Source organism: Delftia sp. BGA-UO-ETr-SB1, assembly GCF_059567865.1.
In genome coordinates, this window is sequence record NZ_JCAQOW010000004.1 from 375,581 (window position 1) to 399,755 (window position 24,175).

At 66.1% G+C, this 24,175-nt stretch carries 24 protein-coding genes and 1 pseudogene; 17 read left to right on the forward strand and 8 right to left on the reverse strand.

Features of this window, described 5'->3' with window-relative positions; genetic code table 11:
* Positions 1 to 7: 7 nt before the first annotated feature.
* Genes infB through typA form a run of 4 tightly spaced genes read left to right on the forward strand, consistent with a single transcriptional unit; the run spans position 8 to position 6,067 of the window.
* On the forward strand, positions 8 to 2,869 hold the full coding sequence (gene infB / locus AC57B5_RS02250; protein WP_013803037.1) for a translation initiation factor IF-2: 2,862 nt from the start codon (positions 8 to 10) through the stop codon (positions 2,867 to 2,869).
* A gap of 6 nt (positions 2,870 to 2,875) precedes the next feature.
* A complete protein-coding gene (gene rbfA / locus AC57B5_RS02255; RefSeq protein WP_012204835.1) occupies positions 2,876 to 3,247 on the forward strand; it encodes a 30S ribosome-binding factor RbfA in 372 nt (123 codons plus the stop codon).
* A 4-nt stretch (positions 3,248 to 3,251) separates the two neighbouring features.
* The gene (gene truB / locus AC57B5_RS02260) at positions 3,252 to 4,217 is read left to right on the forward strand and encodes a tRNA pseudouridine(55) synthase TruB (protein WP_012204836.1); all 966 of its coding nucleotides are present in this window, start codon (positions 3,252 to 3,254) and stop codon (positions 4,215 to 4,217) included.
* A gap of 23 nt (positions 4,218 to 4,240) precedes the next feature.
* Positions 4,241 to 6,067, forward strand: coding sequence for a translational GTPase TypA (gene typA, locus AC57B5_RS02265; protein WP_034398352.1), 1,827 nt, complete (start codon positions 4,241 to 4,243; stop codon positions 6,065 to 6,067).
* Between the two features lie 154 nt (positions 6,068 to 6,221).
* Here the strand turns inward: typA and AC57B5_RS02270 are convergent, their stop codons facing one another.
* Positions 6,222 to 7,109, reverse strand: coding sequence for a LysR family transcriptional regulator (locus AC57B5_RS02270; RefSeq protein ID WP_034392165.1), 888 nt, complete (start codon positions 7,107 to 7,109; stop codon positions 6,222 to 6,224).
* Between the two features lie 83 nt (positions 7,110 to 7,192).
* On the opposite strand from AC57B5_RS02270, the gene AC57B5_RS02275 reads away from it, so the two are divergent.
* From AC57B5_RS02275 to AC57B5_RS02290, 4 genes are all read left to right on the forward strand, one after another.
* On the forward strand, positions 7,193 to 8,389 hold the full coding sequence (locus AC57B5_RS02275; protein ID WP_496398610.1) for a CaiB/BaiF CoA transferase family protein: 1,197 nt from the start codon (positions 7,193 to 7,195) through the stop codon (positions 8,387 to 8,389).
* Position 8,390: 1 nt separating this feature from the next.
* Entirely contained in the window at positions 8,391 to 8,888 is a 498-nt protein-coding gene (locus tag AC57B5_RS02280; protein WP_496398611.1) for a MaoC family dehydratase, read from the forward strand.
* 42 nt (positions 8,889 to 8,930) lie between these two features.
* Positions 8,931 to 9,962 (forward strand): Bug family tripartite tricarboxylate transporter substrate binding protein, encoded by a 1,032-nt coding sequence (locus AC57B5_RS02285; RefSeq protein WP_099734055.1) that lies wholly within the window; start codon positions 8,931 to 8,933, stop codon positions 9,960 to 9,962.
* 142 nt (positions 9,963 to 10,104) lie between these two features.
* Entirely contained in the window at positions 10,105 to 11,196 is a 1,092-nt protein-coding gene (locus tag AC57B5_RS02290) for an enoyl-CoA hydratase/isomerase family protein (protein WP_496398612.1), read from the forward strand.
* A 73-nt stretch (positions 11,197 to 11,269) separates the two neighbouring features.
* On the opposite strand, the gene AC57B5_RS02295 is transcribed toward AC57B5_RS02290, so the two are convergent.
* A complete protein-coding gene (locus tag AC57B5_RS02295) occupies positions 11,270 to 11,935 on the reverse strand; it encodes a TetR/AcrR family transcriptional regulator (RefSeq protein WP_313233566.1) in 666 nt (221 codons plus the stop codon).
* Between the two features lie 166 nt (positions 11,936 to 12,101).
* Between AC57B5_RS02295 and AC57B5_RS02300 the strand changes: the two genes are divergently transcribed.
* Positions 12,102 to 12,797 (forward strand): DAPG hydrolase family protein, encoded by a 696-nt coding sequence (locus AC57B5_RS02300; protein ID WP_012204844.1) that lies wholly within the window; start codon positions 12,102 to 12,104, stop codon positions 12,795 to 12,797.
* Between the two features lie 15 nt (positions 12,798 to 12,812).
* Here the strand turns inward: AC57B5_RS02300 and AC57B5_RS02305 are convergent, their stop codons facing one another.
* The 4 genes from AC57B5_RS02305 to smpB all read right to left on the reverse strand — a co-directional run bounded on the left by AC57B5_RS02305 (position 12,813) and on the right by smpB (position 15,250).
* Complete coding sequence (locus tag AC57B5_RS02305) at positions 12,813 to 13,652, reverse strand: anti-sigma factor family protein (RefSeq protein ID WP_496398613.1); 840 nt, start codon at positions 13,650 to 13,652, stop codon at positions 12,813 to 12,815.
* Between the two features lie 10 nt (positions 13,653 to 13,662).
* Positions 13,663 to 14,220, reverse strand: a complete 558-nt coding sequence (locus AC57B5_RS02310) for an RNA polymerase sigma factor (RefSeq protein ID WP_353175147.1) — start codon at positions 14,218 to 14,220, stop codon at positions 13,663 to 13,665.
* A gap of 30 nt (positions 14,221 to 14,250) precedes the next feature.
* On the reverse strand, positions 14,251 to 14,667 hold the full coding sequence (locus AC57B5_RS02315; protein WP_017403808.1) for a COG4315 family predicted lipoprotein: 417 nt from the start codon (positions 14,665 to 14,667) through the stop codon (positions 14,251 to 14,253).
* A gap of 109 nt (positions 14,668 to 14,776) precedes the next feature.
* A complete protein-coding gene (gene smpB, locus AC57B5_RS02320; protein WP_013803027.1) occupies positions 14,777 to 15,250 on the reverse strand; it encodes an SsrA-binding protein SmpB in 474 nt (157 codons plus the stop codon).
* A gap of 168 nt (positions 15,251 to 15,418) precedes the next feature.
* Between smpB and AC57B5_RS02325 the strand changes: the two genes are divergently transcribed.
* Positions 15,419 to 15,871, forward strand: a complete 453-nt coding sequence (locus AC57B5_RS02325) for a type II toxin-antitoxin system RatA family toxin (protein ID WP_034398355.1) — start codon at positions 15,419 to 15,421, stop codon at positions 15,869 to 15,871.
* Entirely contained in the window at positions 15,864 to 16,208 is a 345-nt protein-coding gene (locus AC57B5_RS02330; protein WP_065347244.1) for an RnfH family protein, read from the forward strand. The genes AC57B5_RS02325 and AC57B5_RS02330 overlap by 8 nt, the downstream gene beginning before the upstream one ends.
* Positions 16,209 to 16,221: 13 nt before the next feature.
* On the opposite strand, the gene AC57B5_RS02335 is transcribed toward AC57B5_RS02330, so the two are convergent.
* Positions 16,222 to 16,776, reverse strand: a complete 555-nt coding sequence (locus AC57B5_RS02335; protein WP_315530526.1) for a DUF4124 domain-containing protein — start codon at positions 16,774 to 16,776, stop codon at positions 16,222 to 16,224.
* A gap of 136 nt (positions 16,777 to 16,912) precedes the next feature.
* Between AC57B5_RS02335 and guaB the strand changes: the two genes are divergently transcribed.
* Positions 16,913 to 18,388: an IMP dehydrogenase gene (guaB, locus tag AC57B5_RS02340; RefSeq protein WP_013803023.1), complete on the forward strand. Its 1,476-nt coding sequence runs from the start codon at positions 16,913 to 16,915 to the stop codon at positions 18,386 to 18,388.
* A gap of 89 nt (positions 18,389 to 18,477) precedes the next feature.
* On the opposite strand, the gene ilvD is transcribed toward guaB, so the two are convergent.
* Complete coding sequence (ilvD, locus tag AC57B5_RS02345) at positions 18,478 to 20,172, reverse strand: dihydroxy-acid dehydratase (protein WP_013803022.1); 1,695 nt, start codon at positions 20,170 to 20,172, stop codon at positions 18,478 to 18,480.
* Between the two features lie 93 nt (positions 20,173 to 20,265).
* Between ilvD and AC57B5_RS02350 the strand changes: the two genes are divergently transcribed.
* The 5 genes and pseudogenes from AC57B5_RS02350 to AC57B5_RS02370 all read left to right on the forward strand — a co-directional run.
* Complete coding sequence (locus tag AC57B5_RS02350) at positions 20,266 to 21,195, forward strand: LysR family transcriptional regulator (protein WP_496398614.1); 930 nt, start codon at positions 20,266 to 20,268, stop codon at positions 21,193 to 21,195.
* A 140-nt stretch (positions 21,196 to 21,335) separates the two neighbouring features.
* Positions 21,336 to 21,614: a type II toxin-antitoxin system Phd/YefM family antitoxin gene (locus tag AC57B5_RS02355; protein WP_353175139.1), complete on the forward strand. Its 279-nt coding sequence runs from the start codon at positions 21,336 to 21,338 to the stop codon at positions 21,612 to 21,614.
* Positions 21,611 to 22,045 (forward strand): type II toxin-antitoxin system VapC family toxin, encoded by a 435-nt coding sequence (locus AC57B5_RS02360; protein ID WP_012204856.1) that lies wholly within the window; start codon positions 21,611 to 21,613, stop codon positions 22,043 to 22,045. Before AC57B5_RS02355 ends, AC57B5_RS02360 begins: the two co-directional genes overlap by 4 nt.
* 31 nt (positions 22,046 to 22,076) lie before the next feature.
* The gene (gene guaA, locus AC57B5_RS02365) at positions 22,077 to 23,693 is read left to right on the forward strand and encodes a glutamine-hydrolyzing GMP synthase (protein ID WP_496398615.1); all 1,617 of its coding nucleotides are present in this window, start codon (positions 22,077 to 22,079) and stop codon (positions 23,691 to 23,693) included.
* Between the two features lie 285 nt (positions 23,694 to 23,978).
* A pseudogene (locus tag AC57B5_RS02370) lies at positions 23,979 to 24,158 on the forward strand (integrase core domain-containing protein); the annotation flags it as partial.
* Positions 24,159 to 24,175 lie beyond the last annotated feature (17 nt).

Below are 24,175 nucleotides of genomic sequence, written 5' to 3' on the forward strand. Positions count from 1 at the left end.
AGCATATATGTCCAGTAATACGGTTGCCGAGTTTGCAAGAGAGCTCAACAAGACCCCTGACACGTTGCTGCAGCAGCTCAAGGCTGCAGGCGTCGCCAAGGACAACGCATCGGATGCGTTGACCGACGGCGACAAGCAGCAACTGCTCAGCCATCTGCAGGCCAGCCACGGAAGTGGCGCCAAGAAGATCACGCTGACCAAACGGTCCACAAGCGAGATCAAGCAGGCCGATTCGTCGGGCCGCGCCCGCACCATCCAGGTGGAAGTGCGCAAGAAGCGCACCTTCGTCAAGCGTGACGAGGTCGCCGAGGGCGCCTCCGATCCCGCTGTCGTTGCCGCTGCCCAGGAGCAGCGCGCGGCATCGGAGCGCGAGTCCCAGGATCTGGTGCGCCGCGAAGGGGAAGCACGTCGCCAGGCCGAAATGATCGGCCGCGAGGAGGAAGAATTGGCACAGCAACGCCGTGAGCGCGAAGAGCGCGAACTAGTTCAACAACGCGAACGAGAAGCCGAAGAGCGCGCAAGCGCCTATGCGGCTGCAGAAGCCGCAAAGATCCTCGAGGCCAACCGCGCGAAGCAGGAAGCTTCGCGTGAGCAGGCTGCAGGCCAGGCCGCGCGCGCCGAAGCCCAGGTTGCGGCTCGCGTCAAGGCCGAGGAAGAGTCCAAGGCCCGCGCGGCCGAGGAAGCCGAACGCGCCAAGGATCTGGAAGACCGCCGCCGCAAGGCGCTGGCCGAGGCCGAAGCCATTCGCGCCATGATGGCTGCGCCCAAGAAGGTGCTCGTGGCCAAGAAGCCTGAAGAGCCCAAGCCCGTGGCCAAGCCTGCAGCGCCCGCTGCCGGCGATGCCAAGAAGACCACGCTGCACAAGCCCGCTGGCACGACCGCCGGTGGAGCCGGTGCGCGTGCGGGTGCGCCTGCCGGTGCCGGCAAGGAAGTCAAGTCCGCCAAGCTCTCGTCGAGCTGGGCTGGCGATGGCAAGAAGAAGGAAATCAAGACCCGTGGCGACAGCTCCGGTGGCGTGGGTGGCCGTTCCAACTGGCGCGGCGGCCCGCGTGGCGGCCGTCGTGGCAATGACCGTCATGACGGTCAGCACCAGAGCGCGGCAGCGGAATTCCGTGCCATCGAAGTGCACGTGCCCGAGACCATCACCGTGGCGGAGCTGGCGCACAAGATGTCGGTCAAGGCGTCCGAGCTGATCAAGGTGCTGATGAAGATGGGCCAGATGGTCACCATCAACCAGCCTCTGGACCAGGACACGGCCATGATCGTGGTCGAGGAAATGGGCCACACGGCCAAGGTCGCCGCGCTGGACGATCCCGAAGCCTTCACGGCCGAGGAAGTGTCCCAGCAGGAAGCTGCCCAGGAGTCGCGTGCTCCCGTGGTCACCGTCATGGGCCACGTGGACCACGGCAAGACCTCGCTGCTGGACTACATCCGCCGCACCAAGGTGGCGTCGGGCGAAGCCGGTGGCATTACCCAGCACATCGGTGCCTACCATGTGACGACGCCCCGCGGCATCGTCACCTTCCTGGATACCCCGGGCCACGAGGCCTTCACGGCCATGCGTGCCCGTGGTGCCCAGGCCACCGACATCGTCATCCTGGTGTGCGCGGCCGACGACGGCGTGATGCCCCAGACCAAGGAAGCCATCAAGCACGCGAAGGCGGCTGGTGTGCCCATCGTGGTTGCCATCACCAAGGCCGACAAGCCCGATGCCAACCTCGACCGCGTCAAGCAAGGCCTGGTGGCCGAGCAGGTGGTGCCTGAAGAGTACGGCGGCGAGTCCCCGTTCATCGCCGTGTCCTCCAAGACCGGCCAGGGCATCGACGAGCTGCTGGAGCAGGTTCTGCTGCAGGCCGAAGTGCTGGAGCTGACCGCTCCCGTGGAAGCCGCTGCCAAGGGCCTGGTCATCGAAGCCCAGCTGGACAAGGGCCGCGGCCCTGTGGCCACGGTGCTGGTGCAGTCCGGTACGCTGAAGGTGGGCGACGTGGTGCTGGCAGGCCAGACCTACGGCCGCGTGCGCGCCATGCTGGACGAAGACGGCAAGCAGACCAAGTCTGCAGGCCCCTCCATCCCGGTGGAAATCCAGGGTCTGTCCGACGTGCCCCAGGCCGGCGACGACTTCATGGTGCTGCAGGACGAGCGTCGTGCCCGCGAAATCGCGACCTACCGCGCCGGCAAGTTCCGCCACACCAAGCTGGCCCGCCAGCAGGCTGCCAAGCTCGAGAACATGTTTGCCGAAATGGGTGCAGGCGAGGTCCAGACCCTGCCCATCATCATCAAGGCCGACATGCAGGGCTCGCAGGAAGCGCTGGGCACATCGCTGCTCAAGCTCTCGACCGACGAGATCCGCGTTCAGCTGGTCTACTCGGGCGTGGGCGGCATCAGCGAGTCCGACGTGAACCTGGCGCTGGCCTCCAAGGCCATCATCATCGGCTTCAACGTCCGGGCCGATGCCCAGGCGCGCAAGACGGCCGAGAGCAACGATGTGGACCTGCGCTACTACAACATCATCTACGACGCTGTCGAAGAGGTGAAGGCGGCCATGTCCGGCATGCTGGCTCCCGAGCGCAAGGAAGAGATCATCGGCATGGCCGAGATCCGCACCGTGTTCGTGGCTTCGAAGATCGGCACCGTGGCCGGCTCGTACATCACGCAAGGCCAGGTCACGCGCAATGCGCATTTCCGCCTGCTGCGCGAGAACGTGGTCATCTACACGGGCGAGATCGAATCGCTCAAGCGCCTGAAGGACGACGTCAAGGAAGTCAAGGAAGGCTTCGAGTGCGGTATCAAGCTCAAGAACTACAACGACATTCGCGAAGGCGACGTGCTCGAAGTGTTCGAGATCAAGGAAATCGCGCGCTCGCTGTAATTCGCCATGGCAACACGCAAGTCCGCTGCGCCGAATCGCAGCTTCAAAGTCTCTGACCAGATCCAGCGTGATCTGGCAGAGCTGATCGCGCGCGAGTTGAAGGACCCGCGCGTGGGCATGGTCACGCTGCAAAGCGTGGAGGTGACTCCGGACTATGCCCACGCCAAGGTCTACTTCAGCCTGCTCGTGGGCGATCCACAGGCGACGCAGGAAGCGTTGAACCAGGCCGCAGGCTTCCTGCGCAATGGCCTGTTCAAGCGCCTGCACATCCACACAGTGCCCACGCTGCACTTCATCTACGACCGCACCTCCGAGCGTGCGGCCGACATGAACGCCTTGATCGCCAAGGCCGTTTCTTCGCGCGGAAAGGAAGAGTAGCCCCATGAACGCGCCACGCACAAGGGTGCAGCGGCGCCCTGTGCATGGGGTGTTGCTACTCGACAAACCGCTGGAGCTGTCCAGCAACGACGCCTTGCAAAAGGTCAAGTGGTTGCTGCGCGCCGAAAAGGCCGGACACACCGGCACGCTGGACCCGTTGGCCACCGGCGTGCTGCCGCTGTGCTTCGGTGCGGCGACCAAGTTCAGCCAGTTGCAGCTTGAAGCTGCCAAGACCTATGAGGCGATTGCGCGCCTGGGCCAGACCACGACCACGGCCGATGCCGAGGGCGAGGTGCTGCGCGAGCGCGCCGTTGACCTCGCCGCCCTCACGGCCGAGCGATTGGCCGCCGTGCAGGCGCAGTTCACGGGTGCGATCCGCCAGGTGCCACCCATGTACAGCGCCCTCAAGAAGGACGGCAAGGCTCTCTATGAATATGCGCGTGCCGGCATCGAAGTCGAGCGCCCGGCGCGCGAAGTGACAATCCACGCACTGGAGCTTTCGCTGACGCAAGACAGCGAAGGCCTGCCTGCGATCCGGATGCTGGTGACCTGCAGCAAGGGCACCTACATCCGCACGCTGGCCGAGGACGTGGGCGAGGCCCTGGGCTGCGGCGCGCACCTGCGCGCGCTGCGCCGTATCGACACCGGGGGGCTGGGTGTCGAGCGCTGTATCTCGCTGGAGGCGCTGGCCGCCATGGGCGAGGGCGAGCGTCTGCAGCAGTTGCAGCCTGTCGACGCCTTGCTGGCCAGCCACACGGCTGTCACGCTGGGCGAGCAAGATGCGGCCCGTTTTCTCACGGGCCTGCCCCGCAAGGGCGCTTGGGCCGATGCCGAGGCGGTGGCTGTGTATGGCGAGAACCCACAGGCTCTGCTGGGAGTGGGGCGCGTGGTGCGTGGGGAACTCATCCCCGGGCGCCTGCTCAGTTCACTGGAAATTCAACAGATTTTGGAAGACACGCCGCGCCCATGACGCAGCGGCAATGGGAAAACACTATGAGCAAACAAATCCGCAATATCGCGATCATCGCCCACGTGGACCACGGCAAAACCACCATGGTGGACCAGCTGCTGCGCCAATCCGGAACCTTCGCCGAACACGAGAAAGTCGTGGACACGGTGATGGACAACAACGCCATCGAACGCGAGCGTGGCATCACCATCCTGGCCAAGAACTGCGCCGTGAGCTGGAACGAGACGCACATCAACATCCTCGACACACCCGGCCACGCGGACTTCGGCGGTGAAGTGGAGCGTGCCCTGTCCATGGTGGACGGCGTGGTGCTGCTGATCGACGCGCAGGAAGGCCCCATGCCCCAGACGCGCTTCGTGACCAAGAAGGCACTGGCCCTGGGCCTGAAGCCCATCCTCGTGGTCAACAAGGTGGACAAGCCCGGTGCGCGTCCCGACTACGTGGTCAACGCCGCCTTCGACCTGTTCGACAAGCTGGGTGCCACCGACGAGCAGCTGGACTTCCCCGTGGTGTACGCCTCGGGCATCAACGGCTGGACCTCGCTGGAAGAAGGCGCTCCCGGCGAACAGTGGGGCCCCGACATGTCGGCCCTGTTCGACACCATCCTGAAGCACGTTCCCGCCGTCAAGGGCGATCCTGCCGCTCCGCTGCAAATGCAGATCTCGGCGCTGGACTACTCCACCTTCGTGGGCCGTATCGGCGTGGGCCGCATCACCTCCGGCACGCTCAAGCCTTCGACCGACGTGCTGGTCATGGAAGGTCCTGACGGCAAGAGCTACAAGGGCCGCATCAACCAGGTTCTGAAGTTCCAGGGCATTGACCGCGTGCAAGTGACCGAAGCCGGTCCCAGCGACATCGTGCTGGTCAACGGCATCGCCGACCTGGGCATGGGCGTCACGCTGACCGACCCGCTGAACCCCCAGCCGCTGCCGATGCTCAAGATCGACGAGCCCACGCTGACCATGAACTTCTGCGTCAATACCTCGCCGCTGGCAGGTCGTGAAGGCAAGTTCGTGACCAGCCGCCAGATCTGGGACCGCCTGCAAAAGGAACTGCGTTCCAACGTGGCCCTGCGCGTCAAGGAAACCGACGAAGACGGCATCTTCGAAGTGTCGGGCCGCGGCGAACTGCACCTGACCATCCTGCTGGAAGAAATGCGCCGTGAAGGCTACGAGCTGGCCGTGTCCAAGCCCCGCGTGGTCTACCGCGACGTGGACGGCGTGCGCCACGAGCCTATCGAGCTGGTGACGGCCGACATCGAAGAAGGCCACCAAGGTGGCGTGATGCAGGCCCTGGGCGAGCGCAAGGGCGAGCTGGTCAACATGGAACCCGATGGCCGCGGCCGCGTGCGCCTGGAGTACCGCATTCCTGCGCGTGGCCTGATCGGCTTCACCAACGAATTCCTGAACCTGACCCGTGGTTCCGGCCTGATCTCCAACATCTTCGACAGCTACGAGCCGCACAAGGGCGAAATCGGCGGCCGCAAGAACGGTGTGCTGATCTCCATGGACGAAGGCGAAATCTTCACCTACGCCCTGGGCAAGCTGGACGACCGTGGCCGCATGTTCGTCAAGGCCAACGATCCCGTGTACGAAGGCATGATCATCGGCATCCACAGCCGTGACAACGACCTGGTGGTCAATGCCACGCGTACCAAGCAGCTGACCAACTTCCGCGTGTCCGGCAAGGAAGATGCCATCAAGATCACGCCCCCGATCGACCTGTCGCTGGAATACGCGGTGGAATTCATCGAGGACGACGAGCTGGTGGAAATCACCCCCAAGAGCATCCGCGTTCGCAAGCGCCACCTGTCCGAGAACGAGCGCAAGCGCGCTTCGCGCGGCGCATAAGCGCTGTTGCGACCAGGGCGCACGCAAGCCGCATGGCTTCACCGCCCTGACTGTCAAAGGCCGCATCTGCGGCCTTTGTCTTTTGTGGCGCGCCGTTCAGGCGTGCGGGCGCCACGGCAAAGGAACTGCTGCTGCTGTTGCTTGCTACTGCTTGCTACTGCAGCTGCAGCAGCAACTCGCGCAGTCGCTGCCCGGCCGCTGCGCTTTGCTGCGGATTGAGCGCCAGGGCCAGGCCGATGGAGGGCAGGTTCTCGGTATCTGCCAGCGCACGGAACACCACCCCCGGCGTGCTGCCCTTGGCCACCACGGCTGGCACCAGCGCCACGCCCAGGCCCGCACCCACCAAACTGACCAGGGTCTGCGCCTGCACGGCATGCTGCTTGACCTGGGGCATGAAGCCCGCGTTCTGGCAGGCCAGCACCACCAGCGCATGCAGGCCTGGCACCTCGCTGGGGCGGTAGTTGATGAAGGGCTGGTCCGCCAGGTCCCGCAGCCGCAAGGCGGGCCGCTGCAGCAGCGGGTTGCCTTCGGGCAGCACGGCTACCAGCTCGTCCTTTTCCACGGGCGTGATGGACAGGTCGGTGGCCTGCGTCACCGGGTAGCGCAGCAGGCCGGCATCGAAATCGCCGCTGGCCACCTGCGCGCAGATCTCGCGCGTGGTCGATTCGGTCAGCACCAGGTCGATCAGCGGATATTCGCTGCGAAAGGCCTGCACCAGCCGCGGAATCAACGAGAACGTCGCCGAGCCTATGAAGCCTATGTGCAGGCGCCCGCGCTCGCCGCCGGCCGTGGCGCGCGAGACCTCCTGCATCTGGCGCGCATGGTGCAGTGCCAGCTCGGCACTTTCCAGGGCCGCCTGGCCTGCCTCGGTCAGTGCCGTGCCCCGGCGGTCGCGCTGGAACAGCTGCACGCCCAGGCTGTCTTCGAGCCGGCGTATGGATTGGGACAGCGGCGGCTGCGACATGTGCAGCTGCTCGGCCGCCTGCCGGTAGTTGAGCGTGCGGGCCAGGGTGACGAAGTGACGCAGTTGGCGCAGGTCCATTGATATCTACCGTGTATCAGAGATGCTGAATTAAGTCTTAGACGCAGCTTTGAAGATATCAAATACTGGCTCCCTGAAGCAACATGGAGACCACAGTGCAGGCTGCGTTGACAGGGATTCGGGTGCTGGATCTGTCCAGCGTGGTGTTCGGGCCGCTGGCCAGCCAGGTGCTGGCCGACTATGGCGCCGAAGTCATCAAGATCGAGCCGCCGACCGGCGACTCCACGCGCCATACCGGCCCGGCCGTGGAGCCCGGCATGGCCGCCATGTTCATGGGCACCAACCGCAGCAAGAAGAGCGTGGTGCTGGACCTCAAGCAGGACGAGGCGCGCCAGGCCCTGCATGCGCTGCTGGCCACGGCCGATGTGTTCATGCACAGCATGCGCCCGCAAAAGCTGGCCCCGCTGGGCCTGGACCCCGCAACGCTGCGCGAGCGCTATCCGCGCCTGGTCTATGCAGGCCTGCATGGCTTTGGCGAGGACGGCCCCTATGCAGGCATGCCCGCCTATGACGACGTCATCCAGGGCATGAGCGGCCTGGCCGACCTGATGGAGCGCCAGACGGGCGAGGCGCGCTACCTGCCCACCATTGCGGCCGACAAGACCTGCGCCCTGGTGGCCGCGCATGCCGTGCTGGCGGCGCTGTTCCAGCGCGAGCGCAGCGGCCATGGCTGCTTTGTGGAAGTGCCCATGTACGAGACCATGGTGGGCTTCAACCTGGTCGAGCATTTCTACGGCATGCACTTCAGCCCCGCGCTCAGCGGCGCTGGCTACCCGCGCGTGATGGCGCCCTGGCGCAAGCCCTACCGAACGCTGGACGGCCACGTCTGCATGATGCCGTACACCGATGCGCACTGGCAGCGCTTCTTCGCCGCCGTGGGCCAGCCGCAGCTGGCCCTGGATGCGCGCTTTGCCAGCCAGGCCAGCCGCACGGCCCACATTGCCGAGCTGCTGGAGACCGCAGGCGAGCATGTGGCGCTGCACGGCACCCAGTACTGGCTCGATACCTGCCAGCGCCTGGAGATTCCCGCCGCCCCCGTGGCGCGCATGGACGATCTGCCCGCCGATCCACACCTGCAGGCCACGGAGTTCTTCGTGCCGCTGCACGACCCCGCCATGGGCACCGTGCACCTGCCACGTTCATCCGTGCGCATGGATGGCCGGCAGGCGCCCATGGGCATGCCACCGCGCCTGGGCGAGCACACGGCGGCGCTGCTGGCCCAGGCGGGCTGGAGCGCCGAGCGCATCGCCGGCCTGCAGATCACGCAACAGGAGACATGAGATGACAGTGAACACCCCGCAGCCCCACCCCGGCGCCGCCTGGAACGCCGTGCCCCGCATGGGCCAGGGCTTTTTCTGGCAGGACCTGCAGATCGGCCAGCAGCTGCGCACCTTCCGCCGCACCGTGACCGAATCGGACCTGGTCGCCTTCATCAATGCCACGGGCATGCTGGAGGCCATCTTCATCGAGGAGGGCTACGACGGCGGCGCCATTGCCGGCCGCCCCGTGCCGGGCGCCATGACCTATGCGCTGATCGAAGGCTTCATCCTGCAAAGCATGATCCAGGGCACGGGCCTGGCCATGCTGGAGCTGCACCAGAAGATCCTCGGCCCCGTGCTGGTGGGCGACTCCATCGAGGCGCTGGTCGAAGTCACCGCCATCAAGCCCACCTCCAAGGGCAACCGCGCCGTCGTCACCTCGCGCATCGAGGTCTTCAACCAGGGCCACCAGAAGGTCATGGAATACACGGCCGTGCGCCTGCTGGCCGGGCGCAGCTAGGCAGCCACAAGCATTCCCATAACGACATCAGGAGACAAAAGCATGGACAAGCAGATCGACAAGGCGGCCCGCAATAGAAGGCGCCGCATGGCGCTGGTCACCCTGGCGGCCCCCATTGCGGCGGCTGCGGCGGTGGCAGTGGGTGCGGCACTGCCCGGCGCCGCGCTGGCGCAGCAGCCCTGGCCCAGCAAGCCCATCACGATGGTCGTGCCCTTCCCGCCGGGCGGGCCCACCGACCTGGTGGCGCGCGTGCTGGCCCAGCAGGTCGGCCAGCAACTGGGCCAGACCGTGATCGTGGACAACCGGCCCGGAGCCAATGGCAACATCGGCAATGCCCTGGTGGCCAAGGCCGCGCCCGATGGCTATACCGTGCTCTACAACACCTCGTCCATTGCGCTGAGCCCGTCGCTCTACAAGAAGATGAGCTACGACGTGGGCAAGGACCTGATGCCCGTGGCGCTGACGGCCGTGGTGCCGCTGGGCCTGGTGGTCAACCCCAAGCTGCCGGTGAAGAACGTGCAGGAGTTCGTGCGCCATGCCAGGGACAAGACCGGCCAGCTGTCCTATGGCTCGGCCGGCAACGGCAACGTCACCCACCTGGCGGCCTTCCAGGTCGTGCAGCACTACCAGATCGAGGCCAGCCACGTGCCCTACAAGGGCAGCGCGCCGGCCGACGTGGATCTGGTCGCCGGGCAGATCGACTTCATGACCGACACCATCAACTCGGTCGCCCCCTTCATCAAGGAAGGGCGGCTCAAGCTGCTGGCCGTGAGTTCCTCCAAGCGCCTGCCCAACTTCCCCGATGCACCCACGCTGGCCGAAAGCGGCATGTCCGGCTTCGAGGCCGGGGCCTGGCAGGGCGTGATGGTGCCGGCCAAAACGCCGGCCGCCATCATCCAGCGGCTCAACCAGGAGCTGATGCGTGCGCTCAAGGACCCGGGCGTGGTCGAGAAGCTGCAGCTGCAGGGCGCCGAAGGCCTGGGCTCCACGCCCGAGGAATACGGCGCCTACATCCGCAGCGAGATCAAGCGCTGGGCCGGCGTGGTCAAGAGCACGGGTGTCTCTCTGGACTGAGTGCGGGGCGTTGCGGCACCTGTCGCGCAGTTGCGCATATTGGCACCTGTTTGTCAGGGGTGGGCGCGGTTTTTCAGCTATGGTTGCGGCTCATTGCCCCGGGCTGCCGGGGCAGGGCATGCATAGCAACAAGGAGCAAGATATGACGGGAGCTGCCGGCGAAGTCCTCAGCGAAGTGCGGGGCCGCATGGGCATGATCACCTTGAACCGGGCCAAGGCGCTGAACGCGCTGTCGCTGGGCATGGTGCGCGATCTGCTGGCCACCCTGCTGGCCTGGCAAAAGGATGAGCAGGTGCTGGCCGTGGCCATCCGAGGCATGGGCAAGGAAGGGGTCTTCGGCGCCTTCTGCGCGGGCGGGGACATCCGCTTCCTGCATGGCGCGGGCAGCACGGGCAATCCGCAGCTGGAGGACTTCTTCACCGAGGAGTACGCGCTCAACCACCTGATCCACACCTTTGGCAAGCCCTACATCGCCTTCATGGACGGCATCGTCATGGGCGGCGGCATGGGCATCAGCCAGGGCGGCACGCTGCGCATCGTCACTGAACGCACCAAGATGGCCATGCCCGAGACGGCCATCGGCCTGTTCCCCGATGTGGGTGGCGGCTACTTCCTATCGCGCTGCCCGGGTCACGCGGGTGAGTGGCTGGCGCTGACGGGCGATGTGATCGGCGCGGCCGATGCGCTGGACTTCGGCCTGGCCGATGGCTACCTGCCCTCGGACCAGCAGCCTGCGCTGTGGGACGCGCTGGCCGACGGCAGCTTTGCCGATGCAGCGGCCATCGAGGCCCTGGTGAAGTCGAAGTTCACGGCCCCGGCCAAGCCGGCGGCCCAGCCCCGCGCCGAGATCGACCGCGTGTTCGCCCTGCCCACGGTGGCTGCCATGGTCGAGGCGCTTGAAGCCACCGATGGCGAGTGGGCCCGGCACACGGCAGCCACGCTGCGCAAGCGCTCGCCGCTGATGCTGCACGTGGTGCTGGAGCAGATCCGCCGCGCGCGCGGCATGACGCTGGCCCAGGACCTGCGCATGGAGCGCGACATGGTGCGCCACTGCTTCTACCTGCGCCCGGGCCAGAGCGAGGCCATCGAAGGCATACGCGCGCTGGCCGTGGACAAGGACCACCACCCGCGCTGGAGCCCTGCGCGCATCGAGGAGGTGCAGGAAGCGCAGTGGCGCGCCTTCTTCGACAGCCCCTGGCCTGCGCATTCGCATCCGCTGGCAGCGCTGGACTGATCGCGCGGCGGTTGCTCAAACCTCCAACGGTTCAAAAGGCCATCCGGCGCCATGCCGGGTGGCCTTTTTTCATTCAACGATCCGCAGGCTCCATGCGGCAGGAATGGCCTGCCAGCAGCCGTACCGCGTCGTCAATGCGCGGGCCCGGATCCCATTCGGGCACGGGCGGCGTCAGGCCCAGGGCCATCTGCCGCAACGGCTCGGCAATGGCCATGGACAGCAGCAGGTCGCAGACGACTTCGGGCTGCTCGGCCCGCAGCAACCCCTTGCCGCACTGGCGCCGCAGCCAGTCCACCAGCATGCCGCGGCCGCGCTCTATGCCGTTGCGCTGGTAGACCTCCAGCAGCTCGGGCTTGGCGGGAAAGTCGGTGGTGAGCAGGCGGAACATTCCCACCGCCTCGGCCGACAGCACGCGCGCGGCAATCACGCGCAGGATCTCGGCCAGCGCTGGCGCCACCTCTGCGGCCGATTGCGCATCGGCCGACAGGGCAGGGCGGAAACCGTCGGTCCAGCCGCGCACCACCAGGGCCACCAGGTCCTCGCGGTTGGCGGCAAAGCGGTAGAGCGTCTTCTTGGCCAGCCCCGCGCGCCTGGCCACGGCTTCCATGGTGGTGGCGGCATAGCCTTCGTTGAGCAAGAGCCAGGTGGCGGCGGCCAAGGCGGCGTCGTTGGCCTCGTGCTCGGGCCGGGCCGGCCGCCCGCGCGGCCGGGGGGCCGCAGGAGTGATTTCGGATTCCATTGGATTTCTTGTCGTTCCGTTCGGTGTTGTGCAGGGTCGTGCCTGGTTGTGCCTGGTTGTGCAGCATTTTGTTACCTGGCAGGGATTATCCGATTGTTTGGAAACGTTATTCGTTTCTTTAATATAAGATGGCTTTTCCTCATCAACCCAGGAACGGAAAACACCCATGAACTCCCATGCCTTCGAGCCCGACATTTCCCGCATCGACGAGCTGCTGCACATCACGCCGCTGCGGCTGGAGACGGGAATCCAGCGCCTGCCCAGCGGCTGCCTGGTGGTGGCCTGCCGCACCGACCTGCATGGCTGCAGCGGCCGCATGCTGGACTGGTGGTTCAAGTTCTTCGAGACCACGCAGCACATCAAGTGGTGGCATCCGCATGACCACATCGCGCATCGCGGCTGGGATGCGCAATGGAAGAAGGGCGAGAGCTACATAGGCGCGTCCATCGAAGCGGTGGAGTCCCTGGCCGATATTCCGCCCGTGGCGGCCAGGCTCAAGTTCCACGATCCGCGCGAGCTGTTCGACCCTGCGCAGCTGGAGCTGGCCTTTGCCGAAAAACGCGCCTCGGCCGCCGTGTATGCGCGTATCGGCTTCGGCGAGCATGTGCAGCTGGACGCCAGCGGGGACCCCATGGACGGGCAGATGGTGCACCTGGCGCGTGACACGCCTTTTGGCTGCGTGCTGCGCAGCCGCTTTTTGCTGGGCCAGTCCTGCGCCGACCCGGCGGCCGAGCTGCCCGACGCGCTGGGCCTGGGCCTGCTGCGCCATTGCTACACGGAGTTCACCTACCTGTCGCGCTTCCTGCCCTCGCTGTACTACGGCGAGCATGGCAACGGCGAGGCGGCGCCGCTGCCTTGGTAGCCGTGGCCCCAGGCTTCAAAGCTGCTGGTGCACGGCCGTGGCCAGCTGCAGCAGCCGGTTGCGCGGCAGGGCGCCGCTGAGCGCATAGCCAAAGCCCTGGTCCACCCAGTAGAAGCTGGGCACGGGGCCGTCGCTGCTGAAGTGAAAGGCGGTCTCGCCGTGCGTGGCCGGGTCCTCCAGCGCACCCAGGTACAGGGTGATGCGCTCGCCCGCCGCGTCCTGGTACATGAACTGGGCGCGTGCGCCGCTGTCGCCGGGCAGCAATCGGCCGCCCACCAGTTCATAGCCCAGGTCCGTGAGTGCCGGCAGCTTCAGCGGCCGGCCCAGGCGCTTGGACAGCCACTGCAGCAGATGGGCCTGCTGCGCGGCCTCCACCTCGACCGGGTGGCGTTGCTCGGGCTGGTAGACCGCGTGTGCGACGGCCGCCTGGTGGGCGAAGCGGGCCGGGGTGGCGGCAGCCAGCGTGGCCGCCGTTGATGGCGCGGCGGCGGGCACCGCCTGCTGCCCATGCACCAGCCAGCCCAGGCCGAAGGCCAGCATCCAGCCCGCGGCCATGCCACCCCAGCGCCACCACTGCTGCTGGCGCTGGTGCAGGCCCTGCAACTGTTCGGCGGCGGCGCGCATTTCGTCGGGCATGCCGGGTTCATCCCGGGCGGCATGCAGGGCGCGCAGCAACTGGCGCTGGCGTTGCCATTGCTCCACGCGCGCGGTACTGTCTTCGTCCAGCTGGTCACGCAGCGCCTGCGCCTGCTGCGCGGGCAGGCGGCCATCGACCAGGGCGTGCAACTGCTCGTCGGAAATGGGCGGGGGCAAGGGCGAGGAAGATGAAAGAGGGGTGGGGGCGGATGCGGTCATGGCGGCCTCGTCATTTGAGCCGGCGCAGCGCGGGGGCTGCGGCTTGGGGTGTTGCGGCCTTGGCAGTCGGTGCTGACTGTGCAGGCGCTGCAGAGGTGGCCGATGGGGCCTCCATCAATTCGCGCAGCCGGGACCGTGCGCGCGACAGCCGCGACATCACGGTGCCCAGGGGCAGCTGCAGCACGCGCGCCGTGTCGGCGTAGCTCATGTCCTCCACGCTGACCAGCAGCAGCACGGCCCGCTGCTCGGCGGGCAGGCGCTGCAGGCAGCGCTCCAGGTCCAGGGCCGCGTCGCTGTTGTCCTCGGGTGCGGCCAGGGTCTCGGACAGGCTGTCTATGTCCAGCCACTGCCCGCGCGCGGCAGAGCGCCGCTGGTTCAGGTAGAGGTTGTGCATCAGCGTGAACAGCCAGGCGCGCAGATCGCCGTCGGGGCGCCACAGCAGCCATTTGCGGCAGGCACGCTCCAGCGTGTCCTGCACCAGGTCGTCGGCGGCCCAGGCATCGCCTGCCAGCAGCCGCGCATAGCGGCGCAGGCCGGGCAGGTGCTCCAGGATCTGGCTGCGGTCCATGGGCAGGTCCGAAGGCGGATGCGGCTGGAATCAGGGGCGTGCGGTATGCCAGACGCCCATGACGCCGTCGCCCGTGGTGTCACCGGCCTTGCCGTCCTTCACCCAGTAGTACAGCGGCTTGCCCTTGTAGGCGATCTGGCTGCTGCCATCGTCGCGCTGGATCACGCTGTAGTTGCCGCCGGACGGCGCCTGCTTGCCCATCAGCGGCGGCCAGTTGGTCGCGCAGGGGCCGTTGCAGACGGACTTGCCGCTGCCGGCCGTGTCCTTGTCGAAGGTGTAGAGCGTCATGCCGTTGGCGCCGACCAGCATGCCGTTTTGCACGCTGACCGCGCTGGGCGGGGTCTGGCCAGAGGCGTTGGCCGCAGGCGCGGAATAGCAGCCTGCCAGGGCCAATGTCAGGGCTGCCGTGAAGGCACAGGTACCAAGTTTCATGCCGAGCTTCTTCATCGCTGTCTCCGGTGCTTGCCGGCGCGCGAAATTGCGGCCGGACACTGCAATGAACACTGGGCCGTGCCGGTTTATTCCGCAGCAGTGCAAAAAAAGCTGCGGATGCCCGTCAACGGTTGAAGCTCTTCATGGCGCGCTCGACCTCGCGCTTGCCTTCGCGGTCCTTGATCACGTCGCGCTTGTCGTGCTCGGCCTTGCCCTTGGCAAGGGCGATGTCGCACTTGACGAAGCCGTTCTTCCAGTGAAGGTTGATGGGCACCAGCGTGAAGCCCTTTTGCTCGACCTTGCCGATCAGGCGCAGGATGTCGTCCTTCTTGAGCAGCAGCTTCTTGATGCGCGCCGCGTCGGGGTTGACGTGGGTGGAGGCGGTCTTGAGCGGGTTGATCTGGCAGCCGAGCAGGAACAGCTCGCCGTCCTTGACGATGACGTAGCCGTCGGTCAGCTGCACCTTGCCGCTGCGCAGCGCCTTCACTTCCCAGCCGTGCAGCACGATGCCGGCCTCGAAGCGTTCCTCGAAGAAGTAGTTGAACGCGGCTTTTTTGTTGTCGGCGATGCGCGACTGTGTTTCAGGTTTCTTGGCCATGGAGTAATAGATGCGGCGAAAACCTGGAGATGAAAGCTCTCCATACAATACTGGATTGCCGTCTCGCCTCCGTGCGGGATTTTAGTTTCGCCTTGCCGTCATTGTGACAGCCGTATGCGCCATGACCGCGCAGCCGGTGTTTTGCATGCCGTGCAGCCCGCCCCATTCATGAAAAAAGTCAACAAGTCCGTCCTGATCTGGTACAGCCCCCAAGAAATGTTTGCCCTGGTGACGGACGTGGCCCACTATGCCGACTTCCTCCCCTGGTGCGACCAGGCCAGGGTGCTGGAGCAGGACGAGCAGGGCATGACGGCCGAGGTGGGCATTGCATTCGGCGGCATGCGCAAGTCCTTCGTCACGCGCAACACGCACAGCGTGCTCGACGATGGCGGGCGCCAGGTCAGCATCCGCCTGATCAAGGGGCCGTTCTCGCGGCTGGAGGGCAACTGGATGTTCCGCCCCGTGGGCGACGGCTCGCAGCGTGCCTGCCGCGTGGAGCTGCAGCTGGACTATGGCTTTGATAACATGGCGCTGGCCGCCGTGGTCGGCCCGGTGTTCGACCGCATCGCGGGCTCCATGGTCGATGCCTTCGTCAAGCGCGCCGAGCAGGTCTATGGCTGAACCCCGGCCGTTTCTGTGCATCACGCTGGCATGCAGCCCGCGTGCCGGTGAAGTCGTTGAACTGGCCCTGCAATTGCCGGCCGGTGCCTCGATTGCCGACGCAGTCGAGGCCGCTGGTGGCTGGCAGGCGCTGGGCTTTGCACAGGAGGGGCCCGCTGGCCTTTGGGGCCGCAGCGCCCCTTTGACGCAAGGCTTGCGCGACGGCGATCGCGTGGAGCTGTACCGGCCCTTGACCGTGGACCCCAAGGTGGCGCGCCGCGAGCGCTTTGCGCGCCAGGGAGCCCGGGCCACGGGCCTGTTCCAGCGCCAAAGGCCCGGGGCCAAGGCCGGTTACTGACGGAGGGAGGCGCTCAGCGCACCGGGCCGCAGTCCGAGGCGATGGTGGCGTCGGCGCGCTTGAGTTCGCTGTTGCGCGTGGCTTCGTCCATGAAGCCGCGTTCGCCCTGGGCATTGGTGTGTGCCAGCAGGCCGCCCGATGACAGTGCCGTCTTGGCCTGTTTTGCCCGCGCACAGTTTTCCTGGCGATCCTTGGCAATGCGGTCCTTTTCTGCCTTGGCCTTGGCGGCCTCCTGGGCCTCGGCCTTGCGCTTTTGCTCTTCCAGGGCCTTGTCGGTGCCTGCGGGCTTGGCGTCCTTGGCGGCGGCAGGCGCTGCCTGTGCCGTTGCATCTGCAGCGGGCTGCGTGGCCGCATCTGTAGACGCCGGTGCCGTGGATGGCGCCGCCGCTGCTGGAGCGGGCGCGCTGCCGCCAGGCTGGCGCAGGATGTTCTTGGCCGGAATGTCAGGGGGTGGCGCGCGGTCGCTGAAGACCTTGCGGCCTGTGGCGTCGACCCATTGCCACTGGGCGGCTGCGGATAGCGAACAGGCGGCAAGCGCGGCTAGCAAAACAAGCTTGGTGGCATGCATGGTGATTGGGGTGATCGGGCCGGTTGCAGGTAGCAATAGCAGGAAATGATGGCGGGCAGCGATAGCGGGGAACAATGGCCTACAGCATACATTGTGATCCGGCGCACGGGTACAATCCTTCTTTTGGAGCTCTCACATGCGCCTTCTCGGTAAAGCCCTGACCTTCGACGACGTCCTCCTGGTCCCCGCTTTCTCCCAGGTCCTGCCCAAGGACACCTCGCTCAAGACGCGCTTTTCGCGCAACATCTCCCTGAACATCCCCCTTGTGTCCGCCGCCATGGACACCGTGACCGAAGCGCGTCTGGCCATTGCCATTGCGCAAGAGGGCGGTATCGGCGTCATCCACAAGAACATGACGGCAGAGCAACAGGCTGCCGAAGTGTCCAAGGTCAAGCGCCACGAATCCGGCGTGGTGCACGACCCCGTGGTCATCACCCCCGAGCACACCGTGCTGCAGGTGCTGCAGCTGTCCGAGAACCTCGGCATCTCCGGCTTTCCCGTGTGCGACGGCGGCAAGGTGGTCGGCATCGTCACCAGCCGCGACCTGCGCTTCGAGACCCGCTACGACGTCAAGGTCAGCCAGATCATGACGCCGCGCGAGCGCCTGATCACCGTCAACGAGAAGGACGGCACCACGCCCGTGGAAGCCAAGGCCCTGCTCAACAAGCACAAGCTCGAGCGCATCCTGGTCGTGAACGACGCCTTTGAACTCAAGGGCCTGATCACCGTCAAGGACATCACCAAGCAGACCACCTTCCCCAATGCAGCGCGTGACAGCGCAGGCCGCCTGCGCGTGGCCGCCGCCGTGGGCGTGGGCGAGGGCACCGAGCAGCGCGTGGAGCTGCTGGTCAAGGCCGGCGTCGATGCACTGGTGGTGGACACGGCCCACGGCCACAGCAAGGGCGTGATCGACCGCGTGCGCTGGGTCAAGCAGAACTACCCGCAGGTCGATGTCATCGGCGGCAACATCGCCACCGGCGCCGCTGCGCTGGCACTGGCCGAGGCAGGCGCCGACGCCGTCAAGGTCGGCATCGGCCCTGGCTCCATCTGCACCACGCGCATCGTCGCCGGTGTGGGCGTGCCCCAGATCATGGCCATCGACAGCGTGGCCCAGGCCCTGCAGGGCACGGGCGTGCCGCTGATCGCCGACGGCGGCATCCGCTTCTCGGGCGACATCGCCAAGGCCCTGGCCGCTGGCGCCTCGACCATCATGATGGGCGGCATGTTCGCCGGCACCGAAGAGGCTCCGGGCGAAGTCATCCTGTACCAGGGCCGTTCGTACAAGAGCTATCGTGGCATGGGCTCCATCGGCGCCATGCAGCAGGGGTCGGCCGACCGCTACTTCCAGGAATCGAGCACCGGCAATCCCAACGCCGACAAGCTCGTGCCCGAAGGCATCGAAGGCCGCGTGCCCTACAAGGGCTCCATGGTCTCCATCGTCTACCAGATGGCCGGCGGCGTGCGCGCTGCCATGGGCTACTGCGGCTGCGCCACCATCGAAGAGATGAACAACACGGCCGAGTTCGTGGAGATCACCGCCGCAGGCATCCGCGAATCGCACGTGCATGACGTGCAGATCACCAAGGAAGCGCCCAACTACCGCGCCGACTGATCCAGATCCAGCGCCTTGGCGCGAGATGGAAAAGAGGTCCGGGCAGCCGCTGCCCGGACCTCTTTTTTTGTGCGCCTAGATGACGAAGCTCAGATGGCGAAGTTGTCCAGCACCGCGCCCGAGCTGGCGCTCGATGCGTTGAACGCGAACTTGGCCTGCACGCCCCGCGTGTAGCGGGGCGCGGGAGCCTTCCATGCCGCGCGGCGCTGGGCGAGCACGTCTTCGGGCACGTTCAGCTGCAGTTGCAATGCGTGCGCGTCGATGGTGATCGAGTCGCCCTCGTGCACCAGCGCGATGGTGCCGCCCACGGCCGCTTCCGGCGCCACGTGGCCGACCACCATGCCCCAGGTGCCGCCGGAGAAGCGGCCATCGGTGATCAGGCCCACGCTCTCGCCCAGGCCGGCGCCGATCAGGGCGCCCGTGGGGGCCAGCATTTCCGGCATGCCGGGGCCGCCCTTGGGGCCCAGGTAGCGCAGCACCATCACATCGCCGGCCTGTATCCTGCCGTCGAGGATAGCCGCCAGTGCCGATTGCTCATCGTCGAACACGCGTGCCGGGCCGGTGATGACCGGGTTCTTCAGGCCCGTGATCTTGGCCACTGCACCTTCCGGGCTCAGGTTGCCTTTGAGAATGGCCAGGTGGCCCTGCGGATAGAGCGCGTCCGAGAGGGGGCGGATGACCTGCGGGTTGGGCGGTTCGTCAGGCACGCCGGCCAGGGTCTCGGCGATGGTCTGGCCCGAGATGGTGATGCAGTCGCCGTGCAGCAGGCCCGCATTCAGCAGGATCTTCATGACCTGCGGGATGCCGCCCGCCTGGTGCAGGTCCACCGCCAGGTATCTGCCGCTGGGCTTGAGATCGCACAGCACCGGCACCCGCTGGCGGATGCGCTCGAAGTCGTCGATGGACCAGGGCACGCCGGCCGCATGGGCGATCGCAAGAAAGTGCAGCACGGCATTGGTGGAGCCCCCGGTCGCCATGATCACCGAGACCGCGTTCTCGATGGACTTGCGGGTCACGATGTCGCGCGGCTTGAGGTCCATCTTGATGGCCTCGATCAGCACCCTGGCGGATTCCTTGGCCGAGTTCTCCTTTTCATCATGGGGGTTGGCCATGGTGGAGGAGTAGGGCAGGCTCATGCCCAGCGCCTCGAACGCGCTCGACATGGTGTTGGCGGTGTACATGCCGCCGCATGAGCCCGTGCCGGGGATGGCGTGCTGCTCGATGTCCTTGAGCTCCTGGTCGCTGATCTTGCCTGCGGCGTTTTCGCCAACGGCCTCGAACACGCTGACGATGTTCAGGTCCCGGCCTTTCCACCTGCCGGGCAGGATGGTGCCGCCGTAGACATAGATGGCCGGCACATTGGCGCGCAGCATGCCCATCATGCCGCCGGGCATGTTCTTGTCGCAGCCGCCGACCACCAGCACGCCATCCATCCACTGGCCGCCCACGCAGGTCTCTATGCAGTCGGCGATCACCTCGCGGCTGACCAGCGAGTACTTCATGCCTTCCGTGCCCATGGACATGCCGTCCGAGATGGTCGGCGTGCCGAACACCTGCGCGTTGCCGCCGGCCTCCTCGATGCCTGCGATGGCCGCGTCCGCCAGCCTTTGCAGGCCGGAGTTGCACGGCGTGATCGTGCTGTGGCCGTTGGCCACGCCGACCATGGGCTTCTTGAAATCCTCTTCCTTGTAGCCCATGCCGTAGAACATGGAGCGGTTGGCTGCGCGCGCCTTGCCTTCGGTGATGTGGGAGCTTCGGCGGTTGATCTGGTTCGGCGGGGTCATGGCATGTCTCTCGTTGTGGGGGTTGGATGAGTATGGGCCGACTGATTCATCTGATCCAATCCTATTCATCGGCATGATTGATATGCTGCGCATATGAATGAGCCCCCCATTGATCTGCGCGTCTGGCGGCAATTCCTGGCCGTGGCGGACGAGCTGCACTTCGGCCGCGCCGCATCGCGCCTGCACATGACGCAGCCGCCGCTCACCCAGGCCATCGCCCAGCTGGAGCGCAGCCTGGACGTGGCGCTGTTCGAGCGCTCGAGCCGCCACGTCGCGCTGACGCCGGCCGGCGAGGCGCTTGTGCCGCAGGTGCGTGAACTGCTGGGGCGGGCGGCAGCGCTGCCGGGGATTGCGCGGGCCGCGGCAGCGGGAGAAGTGGGGCGCGTGCGGCTGGCCTTTGTCTCCACCATCGGCTTCACCCGGCTGCCGCTGTGGGTGCGGGACTTCGTTGCAGGCACGCCCGGTGTGGCGCTGGAGCTGGTCGAGGCCACCAGCGATGTGCAGATGGAAGCCTTCGAGCGCGGGCAGATCGATGCCGGGCTGATGCTGCATGCCCCCGGGCATGCGCCGGCCGGCCTGGAGCGCCTGGCCGTGGGACGGGAAGCCATGGTGCTGGCCCTGCCTCAGCAGCATGCGCTTGCCGGTGCGGACCGGCTGATGCTCGACGAAGTGCTGGAGCAGCCGCTGGTGATCTTTCCGCGCCGCATCATGCCCTCGCTCCATGACGCGGTGACGGATCTGTACCGACGGCACGGACATGTGCCGCGCATCGCGCAGCAGGCGATACAGATGCAGACCATCGTGAACCTGGTCTGGGGCGGTATCGGCCTGGCCTGGGTGCCCGCCAGCGTGATGCAGTTCTGCAGGCCCGGCGTGGTCTACCGCGAGGCGGTTTTCGCCAGCGCCCGACCAGGCAGCAAACCCGTTGCCCTGCCGGTCTGCGAGACCAGCCTGGCCTGGCCGGCCGGAGCCATGTCGCCCGCGCTGGCGCGGTTTGTCGACTTCGTGCGCGAACAGCATTGAGTGGGGCGCGCCAGCAGGCAGCAGAGGCCAATGCCTGGAATATCCGCAAGGTTCTGGTCTGAATTTTTGGAAATTCTGGCCAGAATGCTAGAATTCGGGCCAGGCCGGACACCAGGCCTGTTTTTGTTTTCAGCCCCGCCATGCAATCTGTCGGTATCTACGAAGCCAAGACCCGTTTCTCCGCCTTGATCGAACTTGTCGAGCAGGGCGAGGAAGTGCGCATCACCCGCCACGGCAAGGAAGTGGTGCGCATGCTGCCGGTGCGCCGCCGCCCCGTGATCACCGACGAGCAGATCGCCCGCGAGCTGGAGCAGATGCAGGCGCTGCAGGCCACGGTGCGGCCGGCCCATCCGGCCCAGTCGGCACAGGCGCCGGACTCCACCACCCGACTGCGCCACGCAGGCCGGAGCCAGGCATGACCTCCTTCGTGCTCGATGCCTCCGTCACCGCCGCCTGGCTGCTGCCCGATGCCGCCAGCGTGCACACCCAGCGCCTGTATACCCGCATCCGCCGCCACGAAGTGGACCCGCAGGCGCCCAACCTCTGGCAGTGGGAGTGCGGCAACCTGATCGCCTCGGGCGTGCACGGCGGCCGCATTCCGCACAGCTCGGTCGAAGGCCTGTGGGGCGTGCTCGAGGCCATCCGCCACCGCGTGGAACTGCACGAGTTGGCGCCCGCCCAGCACAAGGCAGTGCTCGACGTGGCGCTGGACACCCGCCTGCCGGTCTATGACGCGGCCTACCTGTGGCTGGCGCAGTCGCTGCGCCTGCCGCTGGCCACCTTTGACGCGGCCCAGGCCGCCGCCGCCCGCAAGCGCGGGCTGGCGCTGCTGGCCCCTGAAGATTTCTGATCCCCTCCCATCACCTTTGCCTGAGATGACCATGCAACACGACAAGATCCTCATTCTTGACTTCGGCTCCCAAGTCACCCAGCTGATCGCCCGCCGCGTGCGCGAAGCCCATGTCTACTGCGAAGTCCACCCCTGCGACGTGAGCAGCGACTGGGTGCACGAATTCGCCGCCGACGGCCGCCTCAAGGGCGTGATCCTGTCGGGCAGCCACGCCAGCGTCTACGAAGTGGACGACCGCGCCCCCGACGCCGTGTTCGAGCTGGGCATTCCCGTGCTGGGCATCTGCTACGGCATGCAGACCATGGCCACCCAGCTGGGCGGCAAGGTCGAAGGCTCGCACACCCGCGAATTCGGCTACGCCGAAGTGCGCGCCCATGGCCACACCGAACTGCTCAAGGGCATCGAGGACTTCGCCACGGCCGAAGGCCACGGCATGCTCAAGGTCTGGATGAGCCACGGCGACAAGGTCACCGAGCTGCCCCCGGGCTTCAAGGTCATGGCCTCCACGCCGTCCTGCCCCATCGCCGGCATGGCCGACGAGGCGCGCCGCTTCTACGCCGTCCAGTTCCACCCCGAAGTCACGCACACCGTGCAGGGCGCGGCCCTGCTCAACCGCTTCGTGCGCGAGATCTGCGCGGCGAATGCCGACTGGATCATGGGCGACTACATCGAGGAAGCCGTCGCCAAAATCCGCGAGCAGGTAGGTGACGAGGAAGTCATCCTCGGCCTGTCGGGCGGCGTGGATTCGTCCGTGGCCGCGGCCCTGATCCACCGCGCCATCGGCGACCAGCTGACCTGCGTCTTCGTGGACCACGGCCTGCTGCGCCTGAACGAAGGCGACATGGTCATGGAAATGTTCGAAGGCAAGCTGCACGCCAAGGTCATCCGCGTGGACGCCAGCGACCTGTTCCTGGGCAAGCTGGCCGGCGTCAGCGAGCCCGAGGCCAAGCGCAAGATCATCGGCGGCCTGTTCGTGGACGTGTTCAAGGCCGAGGCCGCCAAGCTGAAAGCTGGCGACGGTGGCCACAAGGGCGCCACCTTCCTGGCCCAGGGCACCATCTACCCCGACGTCATCGAGTCGGGCGGTGCCAAGAGCAAGAAGGCCGTCACCATCAAGAGCCACCACAACGTCGGCGGCCTGCCCGAGCAGCTCGGCCTGAAGCTGCTCGAGCCCCTGCGCGACCTGTTCAAGGACGAAGTGCGCGAACTCGGCGTGGCCCTGGGCCTGCCGCGTGAAATGGTCTACCGCCACCCCTTCCCGGGCCCGGGCCTGGGCGTGCGCATCCTGGGCGAAGTCAAGAAGGAATACGCCGACCTGCTGCGCCGCGCCGACGCCATCTTCATCGAAGAACTGCGCAACTGGACCGACGAAGCCACCGGCAAGAACTGGTACGACCTCACCAGCCAGGCCTTCACCGTCTTCCTGCCCGTCAAGAGCGTGGGCGTCATGGGCGACGGCCGCACCTACGACTACGTCGTGGCCCTGCGCGCCGTGCAGACCAGCGACTTCATGACCGCCGACTGGGCCGAGCTGCCCTACGGCCTGCTCAAGAAGGTGTCTGGCCGGATCATCAACGAAGTGCGCGGCATCAACCGCGTGACCTACGACGTTTCGACGAAGCCGCCGGCGACGATTGAGTGGGAGTGAATTTGGCCCTTTAAGGACTATCGCCAGCCATCGATAAAGCTGTCGTAACGTGTTGATTTAAAAGAAAATACGTCTCGGCAACTATCAGTGACTATCGGCGGCCAGCAAAAACGGCTGACGTTAGGGTTGACGGTAAGAATTGAGGCGGAATTAAGACACTCTCGTTCACTATTGAGGCTTTTACCGTCTTTGACGGTAAAAGCCTTCTCAGGAAAGTGACCCTGTCTCAGGTTTTCGTACCGTTCGGTAACAGAACGACCGGTATGATGAAGGACCAATTGGGGTCAGGAACATGTCCATGCATTCGCTCGAAGCTATAATTTCGGAAAGCACTTGAAGGCGCTCAGGTGTAAGACGCCATTCCGGGCGATTTGCGAGGCATGGGAAAAAGATCCAAGCCGCTTTAGACTTCATCCGCAATATCTCACTGTGGGATTAAACATCTTAGCCTTTAAAGGCTGCTAGTGCTCCAAACCGTGCAA